Source organism: Allolucifera butyrica (genome assembly GCF_900476375.1).
Classification (GTDB): domain Bacteria; phylum Bacillota; class Negativicutes; order Sporomusales; family UPPP01; genus Lucifera; species Lucifera butyrica.
This window is the reverse complement of sequence record NZ_UPPP01000072.1, coordinates 42,858-58,276: the sequence shown is the minus strand read 5'-3', so window position 1 is coordinate 58,276 and position 15,419 is coordinate 42,858. Positions and strand designations below refer to the sequence as shown.

Sequence of the window (15,419 nt, the reverse complement as noted above, 5' to 3'; positions counted from 1 at the left end):
ATATGCTTATTGAGATTGTGTGTAAGGGGCAATAAGCATGGATACTGAACAAGAGAATAAAAACAGAAATATCATGGCTTTATTGTGTAGCGAAACCTGGTCAAATAGTGCTTGCTGTGGCTATGTACTATTTGCCGCCAAGTCATTAGGTTATTCTAAAGAGCAGATAAGCGAGCTTATATCCTCAATTAATGATGCGTTCGGGAATCACTCGGTTGAGGAAGCGAAACGCAAGTATGAACATAGTTCTGGAACCTTTTAGACACCGTGAATTTATAGAGAGTTTTTACTGGTGTTCGGGAGTGGTTTGCACAAATAAATAACTATGGTAAAACGAAGGAAGTTAAAGTTGAGCATTATATTATCTCTTCTGGTTTAAGAGAAATCATAGAAGGGTCCAGCATCAAAAGGGTATTTAAGGAAATTTATGTTTCTGAGTTCCATTATAATGGAAGTGGAGTTGCTGATTGGCCTAAACTTGCGGTTAATTATACAGCTAAGAAGACGGGGGGGGGGGGGGCGGTGGTTGTGTCTACCTAAGACATAACCACCGTCCCTTAGTCTTTTTTTGCTGGAATCCATTTTTCTATGCAAATATGCTTAACTACGAGTGACATTTTCACAAGTTATTGACAGATAGTTTAAAAAATATGTTAACTTAGTGGCGGGGAAGGGGCTTTTCTAGAAAGAAAAACAACGAGAATATCTGCCTCTAATGGTCAATTAGCTTGCAAATTTTTTTATCATAGTAAAATCTCGAATATGTATGAATTTGGCAGGAGTTTTGGCTTTTAATGGGAAATAAAATTATAATAGGGAGTTTGAAATAAAAAAAAATAGTTACGATTTTCCAGGGCAATACAAAATACGATTAATAGAATTATTGGGCGGTAGAATTGTCGGCAACTTCGTCTCTTGTAAGTAATAGGAGGGATATGCTGTGCGATTAAGTTCGTTATATAGTTACTACAGAAAGTTTTTTAACTATCCTTCGAATAGTAGTGCAGCGCGAAGTAGACTTTACGCTTTCGCTATTCAGGATACTACTGAGGTCTTAACACAGGCATATGAAAACCGTAGCAAAAAACCTATAGAGGATTATCGTACTAGAGAGAAAAAAAGCGGTATTGCATTGCGATTTTTGGAACATGCAGAGGAATTAGCATGTAGTCGATGTTCTATTCCATTACAGGATTTGGAATTTATTCAAGGCATTATTACTATTAATGAAAAATTTTTGTCGAGTACACGGCGTGGAATTGAAATACCATTTCCGTATTTATTAGACAATAATAATAGTGATGCAGTTATCTTAACATTTGGACAACCTAATAATATGCTTGGGGAAGTTGAGGTATTGGTCGGATTAATTAATGAATTTGCTTTCGACGGTAGCTGGCCTAATGAATTAGAAACTATAAGCTATTGGGATTTAAGTTCCGGCGAAGAAAAGACTCTTAAGTTGAGCGGTGTAAAACCGGTTTCCCGTATACCTTTATTAGAGGTCCTGAACCGATTCTAATTCATTCCTTTTTGAATAGTACAAATGGAAAGTGAATTATTTAGGGCTTTTTGGATACTAACATGAAAGTGTCGATACCCCGTCCTTGCGATATTTTCTCGTATATTTTTTATCGAGTTTTATATTTATTTAGAGTTGAAGAACAATGAAAATGTCGTCTTATTGTGAAAGACAGTATTTTATATAAGAGACAGGATTGAACCAGCAAAATTAATTAATAAAAATTATTGAATAGATAACTGGCTCATTTTGGCCAGTTTATTTTGTATTCAGAACTGTCAGTTTCAAATAATTCTCTTAGCCATAATAAAGCTAATAATAGCAAAGCAAAAAATGCCCAATTATATAAAAAAGGCGGTAAATGGCTTACCATAAGCTGCATACTCGATTCTGTTTTTGTAAAATGCAAGTCAAGGAGCAATAAGAGCATAAACTTAAAGGTAATGCTTAAGAAATTCTGTTTCTTACTCGCAAGTTTATTATAACGTATTTGATGTTCATTAAATATTTTAAGTTTGAAATCACTTTCTTCCTTTAGTGCCTCATCACGCAAGGTAAAAATACTCTTAGAATCTTTATCATAAGTATTGTAGTTATTGCATTTAAAAAAATCTTTAATGCTTTCAACCGTCGGACTAAAGAGTTGCAAAAGGAAATATTCAAAAAGTGCAAAGAAGATATTGGCTAATAATGTAAAAAGTATATAGGTTGCCACGAAAACAACAATAATTCCAATTGTAAGTTGTGACCATTCAAAAGTCAGAAGGTTTTTTTGAAAAGTAAGATTAAGCCCAAAATCAATTGCTAATATAAAGTTGAGTATGTAAAATGCATCAGGGTAGTTATGGATATCTCGAACCATTTTAAATGTTTTCTCATTTAGCGCTTCTATTTTATATCATCCTTTCGCCTAGAAATCTCATTGACCGTATAATAATATATGGAAATTTATTCTGTCAATATTTTCATTCACACGTGATCGTTTCGCATTAGGCAGAGCAATCTAATTAGCAAACTACACGGCGGAAAGTTAGTGTGTTTAGCTACCTAGAGTAAAGGGCTTAGTGCTGAAATGGGAGAAGTATAATATAAAATGTAGTATTTGGTAAAAATAAATGGTTTTGCCTATTAATGCGCAGAAGATTTTTTGGTAGAATAAGATATATAACTGGAGGTGAGTGCCGTGGCGACCGCAGAGCAATTGAAAATGCTGATTAAATCACATTTTGAGCAAAATGACGAACGATTCCGTACCATTGTCCTACAACTAGCGGCACATGAGGCTAATCAAGGACATAGTGCACTCGCCCGCGACATCCGGGATTTAATTGATAAATCAAGAAACGGAAAAGTCGTTCCGCTGAATAAAGAGCTGAACGAGTTATTGTATAACGCCACCTCAGATTATCGGCTTTCCAATTTGGTCGTTTCGGAAGAACTACGCACGCGGATTGAACGTATCCTGCAAGAATTTAAACAGCGAGAACGTTTGCATAAACATGGCCTAGGCAATCGCCGCAAGATTCTTTTAGCAGGGCCTCCAGGGACGGGTAAGACTATGACGGCTACTGTTTTGGCAGGCGAGCTGCAATTACCATTTTGTACGATTCTCGTGGATAAGCTAGTCACGAAATATATGGGGGAAACGAGTGCAAAACTCAGGCAGATTTTCGATGCGATTCGAGAATTTCCGGGTGTGTATCTATTTGATGAGTTTGATGCGATTGGTTCGGAACGCACACTAGATAATGACGTTGGCGAAATGCGACGGGTACTGAATACCTTTTTGCAATTTATTGAGCAAGACCGCTCAGACAGTCTGATTGTGGCGGCAACTAACAGCATTAAGCTATTGGATCAGGCTCTCTTCCGCCGGTTTGACGATGTTCTGTATTATGACTATCCGACTCAAAATGAAATTGTACAATTGATTGAAAATCGTCTAAGTGGATTTGGTGATTTTTCAACGGTAGATGTTTTGGAGATAGCGAAATTTTCGAAGACGCTAAGTCATGCCGATATAACCAAAGCTTGTGATGATGCAATTAAAGAAGCCATTCTTAGTGATCAAACGACCGTGACACTGGATCTGCTGCGCAAAATGATTACAGAGCGGCACTCGGTCTATGATTGGGGCGAAAAATAAAGATGCCAGAACGTTATGACAATCTATTTTTAAGCGACACCGTAAGCCGTGTCAATTATACCAATCCTCAACAAAATGGACCGCGTTTTAAAACGCCTAATCGTGATGCAGGACAGCACGGTGCCAATATTCGGCGACAGCTCGACGTGGCTTGGCAGCGGTACCAGGACGAGGTAAGTAATCGGCAAGCGGTTGCCGTACCCACCCGCGAAGGAATGTACCTGGAGTTTGAAAGTGCACCAGGTTTTGATTTAAAGATTAAAAGCCTGGAGGATTTACGGGCCGGCGTACGACTGCTAAATGTTCGAACAATAACACTAGGGGAACATACGGTTCAACGGGCTACTATTTTTGTGCCGTATGATAAACGAGCTCACTTTCTCAATAAAACAGTGGCCTATATGGAAAGCGGAAAAAATAAATCCTTACTGGCTAGTATTGAAGAGGTCAGGCAGGCCGTGCTGGAATCCTTTTGGCAAGGGGATGCAGCCTGGATGCCAACAGCAGAAGTACCTGTGTGGTGTGAAATATGGTTGTCTAGCGATAAACCCGAAGTATTGGTGGCATTTCAAGAAGTATCTGCAGCCATGGGAATACAGCTCAAAGATGAAAGCATCTATTTTCCCGAAAGAACGGTCATTTTGGCGCATGTTTATCGTAATCATCTGCTGGAATTGGTGCAAAGGAGTCCTTATATTGCTGAATTCAGACGAGCGCCGGAAACAGCCCGCTTTTTCGTTGAACAATCTAATCGCGGGCAAAGGGAATGGGTAGATGATCTGCTTGCCCGGTTACAAGTCCTGACGGATAGCCAGGTATCGGTATGTGTGTTGGATACCGGTGTAAACAATGGACATACATTACTGGAACCGCTAATGGAGGATGACGACCGGCATGCGTTTAAGCCAGAGTGGGGAACGCATGATGATGCCGGCCATGGAACAGAAATGGCCGGCATAGCGGCCTATGGTGATTTGCAAGAAGCTGTCACGGCAAATACGCCGATTCAGATAACCCATAAGCTGGAATCCGTTAAAATATTACCGCCTGTCGGAGACAACAATCCCGAATTGTATGGAGCGATCACATCGCAGGGGATTAGTAAAGCAGAGATACAGCGTCCGGAATACCAACGCATTCTTTGCATGGCTGTGACTACGGATGCGTATTCCGTAAATGACGGGCGTCCTGATTCCTGGTCAGGTGCTATCGATGAAATTGCATCTGGCTATTTGGATGATAAACAACGGCTATTCTTTGTATCAGCTGGAAACGTCAGAGATCGTGAAGACTATTTAAACTACCCGGCAAGCAATATATCCTGCCGGGTCGAAAGTCCGGGACAAGCTTGGAATGCGGTAACTGTAGGAGCGTATACGGCAAAGGATACAATTACAGAACCAGATCTGCAGAACACCCAACAGGTTGCACCTAGAGGGGGATTATCTCCTTTCAGCACAACTTCTTGTGTTTGGGAACAGAATAAATGGCCCATTAAACCGGAGATTTTACTGGAGGGTGGCAACTTAATTCGGGATAAATTAGGTTGTTTCACTTGTGACGATCTTTCGGTTTTGACGACTTATTATAGACCGGCAGAACGGTTATTTACTTGCTTTGGACAAACTAGTGCAGCTACTGCTCAAGCCGCTTGGATGGCGGCTCAGCTTCAGGCGGCATACCCTAGCGCCTGGCCGGAGACTGTTCGCGGCTTGATGATTCATTCTGCTGACTGGACATTTCAAATGCGACAACAATTCCTGCCAGCAAACCCAAGCAAAGGAGAGTATCATCGTCTATTACGAACATGCGGCTACGGCGTGCCAGACTTGGCAAAGGCCCGCTGGTGTGCTCAAAACAGTGTTAATTTAATTATACAGGGAAGCCTTCAACCCTATGACCGTGATGAAAGAGGTAGATATGTCACAAAAGATATGCATATCCATCAATTACCCTGGCCGCGAGAAGTATTATTGGCTTTAGGTGCGCAGACGGTACGAATGCGCGTGACATTATCGTATTTTATTGAACCAAGCCCGGGGGAAGTTGGCTGGAAAGATCGTTATCGTTACGCTTCCTGCGCATTGCGGTTTGATGTAAATAATGTAAATGAAGATATGGATAATTTTAACCGGCGGCTGAATGCGGCGGCCCGTGATGAGAGTGAGTTCGATAATGATAGTGGCAGCGACCGCTGGCTCATTGGTAAAAATACCAGGCATCGTGGATCAGTGCATTCGGACATTTGGGAAGGTACCGCGGCTGAACTGGCAACAAGCAATCTGATTGGAATATATCCTGCCATTGGCTGGTGGCGGGAGCGACATGGGCTTGGACGGTGGAATAAAGAGATTCGGTATTCCTTAATTGTTTCTTTAAGTACCGAAGCAGAAACAGTGGATTTGTATACACCAATCGTTAATATGATAAGGACCAGAGTACCAATTGAGATTACAAGATAACTAGTATTGTTAGGCCTATCGTTTCGTTTTTAAAGGAGTGGTGGAATAGAATGTGTGAGGAGGCATTGGGAGTTGGGGTTAGCAGATTGGTTTGAGACATTTAACTCTGATCTACGGATGATAAAAACGACGACAGATGCAATTTCTCATAGATATAAAACTATGACTTCACGGATAAATCTGGATTTTTGGAATATCAATTCTGACACACAAAATAGTTTATACGTCGGGTCCTATGGTAGAGGAACGGCAATACATATTAGCGATATTGATGTGTTATTTGTATTACCAGTGGAAAAGTATCATCAATACAATAAGTATACTATCGGTGGCCAGTCGGCACTACTTCAAGAGGTAAAAAACTCAATTGCTAAAACCTATTCGACAACGCATATGAGAGCAGACGGTCAGGTTATTGTATTAGAATTTACTGATGGGGTTCGTTTTGAGATAGTTCCATGTTTTTTAAATCAGGATAACTCATCTTGCACTTATCCAGATACGAATAATGGCGGAAGTTGGAAGGTTACAAAACCAAGAGCTGAGATTGCTGAAATAAACAGTGCAAACAATTTATGGAATAAGAACTTAAAACGGCTATGTAGAATGGCAAGGGCATGGAAAGATACATGGGATGTACCGATGGGCGGTTTACTGATTGATACACTGGCATATAACTTTATGAAGACCTGGGAACATCGTACCGATTCGTATTTATATTACGATTGGATGAGTAGGGATTTTTTTAAGTATCTGAGTGAACAAAATAAGAGTCAGAACTATTGGCTGGCATTAGGGAGTAATCAGCAAGTCAATAGGAAGGGACCGTTTGAGTACAAGGCTCTTCAATGTTATAATCTTTCGCTCACTGCTATTAATTATGAAAAAGACTATGAGTGGTCTGCAAAGCAGAAATGGAGAGAAATTTATGGAACAAAATTCCCTTCATGAGCAGCAGGAGTTGCTTGAAGCTCAAATTAGAGAGTGCTTTGGACGCGTCACCTATAGTCACAAAACTCATGAAAAATGTGCCGATATTTTGTTGAGTTCCAATGCTTGTATAAAGCTATGGCAGATGATTCTCTCGGCTGTAACAACAGGTACTTTTTTGGCTACTGTCATTTGGGATGGTAAAATAGCTGCCGTTATTGGCACAATTCTATCAACGGTTTTGTTGGTTTTAAATGCCTACACTAAGAAATATGATCTTGCTGGGCTTGCAGAAAAACATAAGGCAGCTGCTTCGAGTTTATGGGATATAAGGGAATCTTACCTTTCATTGCTTACAGATTTTAGGTTTATGCCCATAGGAGATGCCATTAACAAAAGGGATGAATTACAAAAAAAATTAGGCAACATATATAAAGGATGCCCGCGAACAAACTCAAAGGCTTACGAGGCGGCACAAAAAGCTTTAAAAGAGAGTGAGGAGCTAACATTCTCCGATGAAGAAATTGATAAGTTACTGCCTACACGAATAAGAAAGTGCCAATAGCTTAGAAACAAGAGAAGAATCTTGTTGTAATGCAATTTCTGATATTGATTTGGTTATGCTTATAGATTGTTGTCATAAGAAGCTTTGGAGGATTTCCAAGGCTTTTCTTGCTTATTCTCAATTAGGCTGAAGCTCGATAGTGAGTAAATATTTGTTTGCGGTAGAAACTTATTATTTTGTTTTCATAGGAATAGGCTTTTATACAGATGTGGTATACCTTAAAAATCAAAGGAGTGTAATGCATCATGTCAGACGATAAACAACGGGAGGAAGATATAAAGAATGTTCTACTTGATCAATCTCAGAGAGCAATAGCCTTACGCTCCAAAGATAGAGAATTTCATGGTCTCGAACGGGAATTTTTGTATTGTCAGACACAGATGCTTATTGATTACAATAAATCGAAAGACATTAAGCACCCACGAGATGTAGGAAGTGCTCGCGAAGAAATACTCCGGAAATTTCTTATGAGTAGTGGATATTTACCGAATCGATATGGCATTTCGCGAACTAGTGCTCGTGTTGCATCGACAACCGGTCATATGAGTAACGAAATGGACATTCTCCTATATGATCCTTTTGATTCAATTTGCCTGATGCAGCGGGAGGAAATTTATGAAGTATTTCCCGTTGAAAGTGTATATGGTGTAATTCAAGTGAAATCCCGGCTAAATAAACATGAGATCAAAGATGGATTGGCCAATCTTGCATCTTTTAAACGGTTAGATCGAGCTCATTATGAGCCGACTGGTTGGGTTATTTATGATGAACGAAAATCTAATCGTGGCTTCGGAATTTTGTTTGCATATGACAGTGATCTTGAGTGGCAAGACATTATTCGGGAAATAGAGGCGTTTGCTAAGCAAAATCCAAACCATGTCTGGTGTAATGGTGTCTTTATTTTGAATAAAGGATTTTTTCTTCACGGTGAAGAACATCGAGGCAAATATTTTAATGTTGATATTGAGAATATCAAAGATTTCCATATGTTTGGTTTTCCTGATAGAGAGAGTCAATGCTTATACCATTTTTATAGCATATTGGTCAAATTATTACGTAACACGAGCATTCAACCACTGGAAGTAGATTCTTATTTCCGCTTACCGCTTATTGCCGACGATCATTCATATGATTTCTATTTGGGAAGTTTGGCTGAAGTTGGCACATGCAAAAGGCATGGCGACTATCAGCGTAAGATTGACCCTAACCAACTTACTAAGCTTGTCGATTGGTGCCATAAAGCCGAACCCATTAATTGGATTAAAGCGACAGACATTGCCTATGGAAAATCTGGTGATCGTACGGAGGCATATAACCGTCAACCCGGCGACGTAAGAATCTATAATCCTGAAAATTTGCCTTTGAGCGACATAATGATTGGGGAATCGATGCTGGGGGGGAAGGTTGTTCAAGGACTTGCTTTTGACATAATTCGAAGTGCAGGAATGATTATGTATGTTCCTTACTACTATTCGGAAAAAGAAAGGATTATAAGTGGTTGTCCTAAGTGCAAATTAGTAAGCGCCAAAGTAAGCCCATATGGAAGTAAAAACTAAGCAAATTACTTCAAAAAAACACGGCACTAAGCCGTGTTTTTTTATACATCCTGTTGTAAGTCGGCAACATTCTTCCGGAGTTCTTCCAGGCAAGCGTTGGTTATGCGGACGAGTTCGGAAATCATATTGGAGATTTGATCAATTATCGAGTCTATCCCGTATTCTGTGTAAACCTCCAAGTTGGTGTAAAATAAAAATACAAACTTGGAGGTTTACTTATGGTTAAAAGAAAAATTAGCCCCGAAAGAAGAGAACGGCGAAAAAAATTATTGGAAATGCTACAGGATGCCGGAATTAATGACGTAGCCGGAGTACAAGAGCTATTCAAGGAAATGGTAAGCTCTGTCCTTGAAAACGGCTTGGAAGGTGAAATGGAAGACGAACTAGGCTACAGCAAATACGACTATCGCAACAAAGAAACGGATAATAGTCGTAACGGATACAGTGAAAAAACATTGAAAACTAGCCTCGGTGATCTGGAAATTGCTGTCCCTCGCGACCGCAAAGGGGATTTCGAGCCGCAAATCGTGAAGAAAAATCAAACCACCCTCAGCGGTGATATTGAAGAAAAAATCTTATCCATGTATGCCAAAGGCATGACAACCAGTGACATTGAAGGACATATCCGCGATATTTACGGGTTAGAAGTATCCGATAGTACCATCAGCCGGGTTACGGATAAAATCCTACCCGTCGTGAAGGAATGGCAGATGCGGCCTTTGGAAAGTGTTTACGCCGTAGTATTCATGGACGCTATCCACTTTCACGTCCGTAGCGAAGGCCAAATCGTAAAGAAAGCGGTTTACATTGCCATTGGGATAAAAATGGACGGAGTCCGGGATGTTCTAGGTATGTGGGTCGGCGAAAATGAAAGCGCCAAATTCTGGCTTGGAGTCCCCAATAGCTTGAAAAATCGTGGCGTAGAAGATATTCTAATTGCCTGTGTGGATGGCCTCACGGGCTTTGCAAACGCAATTGAAGCAGTATTCACCAAAACAGAAATCCAGCAGTGCGTAATCCATCAGATCCGTAATTCAACGAGGTTCGTTTCCTATAAGGATATTAAAGAACTGATGGCCGACTTAAAAAAGGTTTACGCCGCCATAGACGAGCAGACGGCATTATACCAACTTGACTCCTTCGATGAAAAATGGAGCAAAAAATACCCGAAGATCGCTTTGTCATGGCGGACCAACTGGGCAAATTTATCCACCTATTTTAAATACCCGCAGGAAGTCAGAACCTTGATTTATACCACCAATGCAATTGAAAGCTTTAACCGACAGCTTCGTAAGGTAACGAAATCCAAATCTGTATTTCCGACGGACGAAAGCCTGTTAAAAATGCTGTACCTGGCCATGATGGACATTACAAAAAAATGGACGGGCCGTCGCCAGGACTGGGGTAAGATCTATTCCCAACTGGAAATATTTTTTGCTGACAGGCTCGATTAGCTTGACAGTTAGAACCTTTTCGATATAATGCTAGCAAGGGCAAACCAACCATATCGGCTGATTTGCCCCCTGAAAATTTTTGTTGTTTTGCGCCAATCTTGAGTTTACACAGATTGTGGGATACACTCCAATTATCGCTCATTTTATAAGTTATCCTTAGCCTCTTCTTCCTCAACCATTTTGATGTAACGTATTACGCGCTTCAAGGTTTGAGGGGAGAGGCTTTTTAATTGCCTAAAAAAGCGCTGAAGATCTTCACGCTCTTCAAGTTCCTTCCGAAATTCAAGTAACTCTGCATCATCAGAGGTTACTGAACGAATGGTTACATTGGCAGCTTCGGTGGGATTATCAGCGAAAAACTCAGCCATAGTCACATCTAAGGCAGAGCAGATACGTTCAAGCGAATCTAATGATGGTTTTGCTTCATTGCGCTCTATTTTATATATCATTGTTTGGTCTAAGTCTACCATACGTCCTAATGCATTGGCAGATAAGTATTTACTATTGCGCAATTCTCTTAATCGTTTTCCGTAATCCATAGTTACAACTACCTGCCTTTCAGAATTAAATTCTAGTTTAATTATATTATGGTTTAGATAAAACAAAAAAAGTTAGAATGAATTTCTAAAATGATTATTGACATTTAGAATTTAATTCTATAAAATTAAATTAAAAGGTGATGAAAAAATGAATAATACAGTGAATTAAATTCTGAAATTGAGAGTTGAAAGAGATATGAGCGAAACCCATCTTGCTGATATTGTCGGAGTTCATTTTACGATGATTAGCAAATATGCGAAAAGTTTAGGGTAAATGGAAATTATTTAAAGATTAATTTGGGTTTTTCCCAGTTTACCAAAGCGGAAATTTTGGACAAGAACTGGCATCCTTGGGTCCAGACTGTTTCGCTTTTGTAATAAATAGATCAAACAAGCAAGGCGACCATCGCAAGCGGCGTGATTATCACACCGGCATACTGGGACTGCCTGCGTTAGGAAAGGAGCTGTTTTTTTATCTGCTTGTCCACAAATCAATCGAAGTGAGGTGAGAGGAAAAAGCAAGCAGCATTGCAAGCCGCCAAGCACTGATGCTGCTGGTTTTGTGCGCCCATTTTGCCGTAAACAAAGGGTGCGCGGAAGAAATTGTAAACAACTTTATTATAGCCTATCCGGCTATAAACGTAAACCGTTGTATTTAGGAGAATGCAATACGAAAGTCCGGGGCGGCGGCAGAGTGCCCGTAGGCTGTCTCGGCAAACGGACGGCTGCGGCCGGTGCCTTCGCGCCGGCCGGGGGCCGGACGTAGGGATTCGAAGGAAGAGGAGGAATTACCGGATGAAAATTGTGGGTATTACAGCGTGTCCTACCGGAATTGCCCATACCTATATGGCGGCGGAAGCCTTGGAGAAAGCGGGAAGAGAGCTGGGGCATGAGATCAAGATCGAAACGCAGGGGGTGGAAATAGGGAATATACTGACCCCGCAGGAAATTCAGGCCGCCGACATTGTGATCATCGCCGCTTCGAAGCATGTGGAGTTAGACCGGTTTGACGGCAAGCGGGTGGTGGAGGTTTCGCTGGAGCAGGCGGTGAAAAATCCTAAAGGAATTTTGGCGAAGGCAATCGAAGGGAATACTGGCAGCTTATTTCAATTGGCGGCGGCGGCGAAAGAAAAGAAAAAGCAGCAGCAGACCGGCTTGTATAAGCATTTAATGAGTGGCGTCAATTTCATGCTGCCCTTCGTCATTGCCGGCGGCATTTTAATTGCGTTCAGCTTCATGTTCGGCATTCATGCCGGGGATCCGAAGGACCCCAGCTATAATCTGTGGGCCGCCGCGTTCAGCAAAATTGGCGGCGATGCCGCTTTCGGCATGATGGTGCCGATGCTGGCCGCCGGGATTGCCTATTCCATGGCCGGTAAACAGGGGATATGCCCCGGAATGGTAGCGGGGGTTCTGGCCAAAAGTATCGGAGCCGGTTTTTTAGGCGGCCTGCTCGGCGCGTTATTCGCCGGCTATTTGACGGCCTTCCTGATGCAAAAGATAAAAATGCCGAAATCGGTGGAAACCCTGAAAGGCCTTATTATTGTACCTTTAGTCGCCACGGGCGTTACCGGCTTTTTCATGCTTTTTGTCGTCGGTAAACCGGTGAAATATTTGCTCGATTCGCTGACGCTCTTTTTAAATTCGTTAGATACGGCGCAAGGGGTTCTGTTTGGCGCGCTGATTGGCATTATGATGGCCTCCGATATGGGCGGGCCGATTAATAAATCCATTTCTACCTTCTCCATTGCGTTGATGTCCACCGGGGTATACGCGCCCATCGCCGCCTGCATGGTGGCCGGCATGACACCGCCCTTGGGGTTGGCGTTAGCCACGGTATTGTTTAAAAAGAAATTTACCATGGAAGAACGGGAAGCGGGAAAGTCTTGCTGGGTGCTCGGGCTTTCGTACATTACGGAAGGGGCCATTCCTTTTGCCGTAGCGGACCCCTTGCGGGTGATTCCCGCCTTGATGGCCGGTTCCGCGGTAGCCGCCGCCATTTCGCTGGGGGCGAATTGCACCAGTCTGGCGCCGCACGGCGGGATTTGGATTTTGCCGATTCCGCATGTCATTGGCAATTTACCTATGTATGTGTTGGCGTTAGTGGCGGGAACCGTTATTACCTGCCTGAGTGTGGCAGGACTGAAGTGGAAGAATAATTATGAATAAGAAAAAGTAGAAGGGAGCGTTCAAGGATGCTGTACACGATGAAAGAGTTACTGGCGGTTGCCAGGGAGAATCAATTCGCAGTGCCGGCGTTTAATATCAGCAGTCATGAAATATTGCGGGCGGTGCTGGAGACTTGCAAGGAAACGGAATCTCCTGTAATCCTGGAGATTCATCCACTGGAAATTGAACACCTGACCGATCTCTATCTTGCCACGCTACGCCGGGCCGCCTGCGAGGCGGACTTTCCGGTGGTGATTCATCTCGACCATGGCGAAACGGTCGGGGATGTGATGCGGGCGATTCATAACGGCTATACTTCCGTTATGATCGATGCCTCGAAGAAACCGTATGAGGAGAATATCAAACAAGTCCGGGAAATTGTAAGAATGGCCCATGCGGTTCCTGTATCCGTGGAGGCGGAACTGGGTTCTATCGGCGTCATGAATTACAGCGCCGAGGGCGTGGAGCAGGTGGTCTATACTGATCCGGCCCAGGCCAAGGATTTTGTGGAAAAGACCGGCGTTGATACCCTGGCGGTGGCGATCGGCACCGCCCATGGCTTATACCCGAAGAATTTTGTGCCGAAGCTGGACCTGAAACGGTTGGCGGAAATCAGCCGGCTGGTCGACATTCCGCTGGTGTTGCACGGCGGCTCCGGCAATCCGGACCCGGAAATCAGCCAGGCCGTAGCCTTGGGCGTTTGCAAAGTGAACATTTCCAGCGACGTGAAGAGTGTCTTCTTTAACGAATGCCGGCGGGTTCTCGCGGAGAATCCCGGAATCTACGAACCGAATGAGATTTTCCCCCGTTGCATAGCGGCAGCCAAACAAGTGATTCAACATAAATTAGGGGTTTTAAACACCTTGGGTAAGCGGAATTTATACAGGTAGTTAGTTTATGGAACGAGTTGAGAAGTCCAAATGGCAATGATTAACATCCGGCTATTAATCGAATGGTTAGACACAATGGCAAAGGACATGGAAAAGCATCGTGGTGACCTATATTCGGTGGGGGCGGCAAAATCTTACCGGCTTGTACTTCAGATCTTAGAATCCGGTTTATTTGATATAAAGGATAGCGTAGACAGTGAAGCTCCTCCGGAAGAATCAGACAGTAAGAAAGAGTAAGAGACGGCGGTTGTGTCTGCCTAAGACATAACCACCGTCCCTTTTACTTTTTATGCTCTGCTTTAATTTTATCAATTATTTTTCCCCCGATTCCGATATTGTTTAATACGTATCCCTTAGCGTATAAAAAGGTTAAAATGTTGGATCGACCCCTGATACGGATACGAATTTGCGCTTAAACAATGAATCCGGCTTGCCTGAGAACGGAATATACTTCCGATTCCTTTTCCGTATTTACAGGCGAACACCATTTCCGATAGAACCAATCGAGGTAGTGTTGGTACCCCTTGTCCTGCCAATCGTGGATCATTCCCATATGCCTCTGTGGATCATCGTAAGTCGATACCAGCTCATCCAAGTCTGTTTTATCCGGTTCATGGTATTTTTCATAATGGATTATTCCCGTTCCGTTCAACCGGCCTTTCATATAACCTGGTTCTACCTGTGGATAGCCAAGAATAAGCGCAATCAGGGGAAAACAGTATTTCACCGGTAGATCGAACGCTCTATTCAGTTTTGTGATGTCACAACGGTGTATGCTGTTTGTAAAAAGGGAGTCAATCCCCAGTGATTTCGCGGCCAGCGCGGCGGTCTGAGCAGCCAGGATCGTATCCGTACTGCCCGTAATAAACCCGATAATGCCATCCGTATTGAACTCTTGCCCAAGATAAGCGGCGGTTTTGAGAATACGGTTGAAATCGATACAGAAGAGAAGCGCTTTACTGCCGCCATAGCAGAACTGATCCTTTATGGTCTGTCGGTCATTTATGACAATGACCGAATAGGATTGCCTGGCGGATGCATTTGCTGCACGAACACAGGCATCTGTTATGGTTTTCAGGTCTTCAGGAGAAATGTCCCTCTCTGAGAAATTGCCGTGGATGGAACGCAGTGAGTAGATTGTTTCCAGCGTGTTGTTCATTTTAAACCTCCAATTAATAATTAGAAC

General features: G+C 42.5%; 15 protein-coding genes. 12 read left to right on the top strand and 3 right to left on the bottom strand.

The window, feature by feature from the left end:
* The first annotated feature begins 37 nt into the window (after positions 1–37).
* Complete coding sequence (locus tag LUCIF_RS11855) at positions 38–262, top strand: UBA domain-containing protein (protein ID WP_122628107.1); 225 nt, start codon at positions 38–40, stop codon at positions 260–262.
* A gap of 678 nt (positions 263–940) precedes the next feature.
* On the top strand, positions 941–1,522 hold the full coding sequence (locus LUCIF_RS11850) for a hypothetical protein (protein ID WP_122628106.1): 582 nt from the start codon (positions 941–943) through the stop codon (positions 1,520–1,522).
* Positions 1,523–1,766: 244 nt separating this feature from the next.
* On the opposite strand, the gene LUCIF_RS11845 is transcribed toward LUCIF_RS11850, so the two are convergent.
* Positions 1,767–2,384, bottom strand: a complete 618-nt coding sequence (locus tag LUCIF_RS11845) for a hypothetical protein (RefSeq protein ID WP_122628105.1) — start codon at positions 2,382–2,384, stop codon at positions 1,767–1,769.
* A 321-nt stretch (positions 2,385–2,705) separates the two neighbouring features.
* Here LUCIF_RS11845 and LUCIF_RS11840 point away from each other — a divergent pair, with 321 nt between their 5' ends.
* The 6 genes from LUCIF_RS11840 to LUCIF_RS11815 all read left to right on the top strand — a co-directional run bounded on the left by LUCIF_RS11840 (position 2,706) and on the right by LUCIF_RS11815 (position 10,635).
* Positions 2,706–3,668, top strand: a complete 963-nt coding sequence (locus LUCIF_RS11840; RefSeq protein WP_122628104.1) for an AAA family ATPase — start codon at positions 2,706–2,708, stop codon at positions 3,666–3,668.
* 2 nt (positions 3,669–3,670) lie between these two features.
* Positions 3,671–6,130 (top strand): S8 family peptidase, encoded by a 2,460-nt coding sequence (locus LUCIF_RS11835; RefSeq protein ID WP_122628103.1) that lies wholly within the window; start codon positions 3,671–3,673, stop codon positions 6,128–6,130.
* 72 nt (positions 6,131–6,202) lie between these two features.
* A complete protein-coding gene (locus LUCIF_RS11830) occupies positions 6,203–7,081 on the top strand; it encodes an SMODS domain-containing nucleotidyltransferase (protein WP_122628102.1) in 879 nt (292 codons plus the stop codon).
* Positions 7,059–7,625, top strand: coding sequence for an SLATT domain-containing protein (locus LUCIF_RS11825; protein ID WP_122628101.1), 567 nt, complete (start codon positions 7,059–7,061; stop codon positions 7,623–7,625). Before LUCIF_RS11830 ends, LUCIF_RS11825 begins: the two co-directional genes overlap by 23 nt.
* 245 nt (positions 7,626–7,870) lie before the next feature.
* Positions 7,871–9,181, top strand: a complete 1,311-nt coding sequence (locus LUCIF_RS11820) for a DUF6602 domain-containing protein (protein WP_122628100.1) — start codon at positions 7,871–7,873, stop codon at positions 9,179–9,181.
* A 275-nt stretch (positions 9,182–9,456) separates the two neighbouring features.
* Complete coding sequence (locus LUCIF_RS11815; RefSeq protein WP_207857601.1) at positions 9,457–10,635, top strand: IS256 family transposase; 1,179 nt, start codon at positions 9,457–9,459, stop codon at positions 10,633–10,635.
* A 143-nt stretch (positions 10,636–10,778) separates the two neighbouring features.
* Here LUCIF_RS11815 and LUCIF_RS11810 read toward each other — a convergent pair whose 3' ends face one another.
* The gene (locus LUCIF_RS11810; RefSeq protein ID WP_122628098.1) at positions 10,779–11,174 is read right to left on the bottom strand and encodes a helix-turn-helix domain-containing protein; all 396 of its coding nucleotides are present in this window, start codon (positions 11,172–11,174) and stop codon (positions 10,779–10,781) included.
* A gap of 589 nt (positions 11,175–11,763) precedes the next feature.
* Between LUCIF_RS11810 and LUCIF_RS26080 the strand changes: the two genes are divergently transcribed.
* The 4 genes from LUCIF_RS26080 to LUCIF_RS11795 are packed head-to-tail and all read left to right on the top strand — an operon-like array spanning position 11,764 to position 14,470.
* Positions 11,764–11,940, top strand: a complete 177-nt coding sequence (locus tag LUCIF_RS26080; protein ID WP_165865976.1) for a hypothetical protein — start codon at positions 11,764–11,766, stop codon at positions 11,938–11,940.
* Between the two features lie 29 nt (positions 11,941–11,969).
* Positions 11,970–13,343: a PTS fructose transporter subunit IIC gene (locus LUCIF_RS11805; protein WP_122628097.1), complete on the top strand. Its 1,374-nt coding sequence runs from the start codon at positions 11,970–11,972 to the stop codon at positions 13,341–13,343.
* Positions 13,344–13,369: 26 nt separating this feature from the next.
* The gene (locus LUCIF_RS11800; protein ID WP_122628096.1) at positions 13,370–14,233 is read left to right on the top strand and encodes a ketose-bisphosphate aldolase; all 864 of its coding nucleotides are present in this window, start codon (positions 13,370–13,372) and stop codon (positions 14,231–14,233) included.
* A 30-nt stretch (positions 14,234–14,263) separates the two neighbouring features.
* Positions 14,264–14,470, top strand: a complete 207-nt coding sequence (locus tag LUCIF_RS11795) for a hypothetical protein (protein WP_122628095.1) — start codon at positions 14,264–14,266, stop codon at positions 14,468–14,470.
* A gap of 175 nt (positions 14,471–14,645) precedes the next feature.
* Here the strand turns inward: LUCIF_RS11795 and LUCIF_RS11790 are convergent, their stop codons facing one another.
* Positions 14,646–15,392, bottom strand: coding sequence for a nitroreductase family protein (locus LUCIF_RS11790; RefSeq protein ID WP_122628094.1), 747 nt, complete (start codon positions 15,390–15,392; stop codon positions 14,646–14,648).
* Positions 15,393–15,419: the final 27 nt, after the last annotated feature.

Excerpts from the sequence above, each read along its gene's own strand:
- LUCIF_RS11820 (WP_122628100.1), top strand. The coding sequence starts at position 7,871 with ATGTCAGACGATAAACAACGGGAGGAAGATATAAAGAATGTTCTACTT.
- LUCIF_RS11795 (WP_122628095.1), top strand. The coding sequence starts at position 14,264 with ATGGCAATGATTAACATCCGGCTATTAATCGAATGGTTAGACACAATG.
- LUCIF_RS11845 (WP_122628105.1), bottom strand. The coding sequence starts at position 2,384 with ATGGTTCGAGATATCCATAACTACCCTGATGCATTTTACATACTCAAC.
- LUCIF_RS11815 (WP_207857601.1), top strand. The coding sequence starts at position 9,457 with ATGCTACAGGATGCCGGAATTAATGACGTAGCCGGAGTACAAGAGCTA.
- LUCIF_RS11825 (WP_122628101.1), top strand. The coding sequence starts at position 7,059 with ATGGAACAAAATTCCCTTCATGAGCAGCAGGAGTTGCTTGAAGCTCAA.
- LUCIF_RS11835 (WP_122628103.1), top strand. The coding sequence starts at position 3,671 with ATGCCAGAACGTTATGACAATCTATTTTTAAGCGACACCGTAAGCCGT.
- LUCIF_RS11855 (WP_122628107.1), top strand. The coding sequence starts at position 38 with ATGGATACTGAACAAGAGAATAAAAACAGAAATATCATGGCTTTATTG.
- LUCIF_RS11810 (WP_122628098.1), bottom strand. The coding sequence starts at position 11,174 with ATGGATTACGGAAAACGATTAAGAGAATTGCGCAATAGTAAATACTTA.
- LUCIF_RS11800 (WP_122628096.1), top strand. The coding sequence starts at position 13,370 with ATGCTGTACACGATGAAAGAGTTACTGGCGGTTGCCAGGGAGAATCAA.
- LUCIF_RS11805 (WP_122628097.1), top strand. The coding sequence starts at position 11,970 with ATGAAAATTGTGGGTATTACAGCGTGTCCTACCGGAATTGCCCATACC.
- LUCIF_RS11790 (WP_122628094.1), bottom strand. The coding sequence starts at position 15,392 with ATGAACAACACGCTGGAAACAATCTACTCACTGCGTTCCATCCACGGC.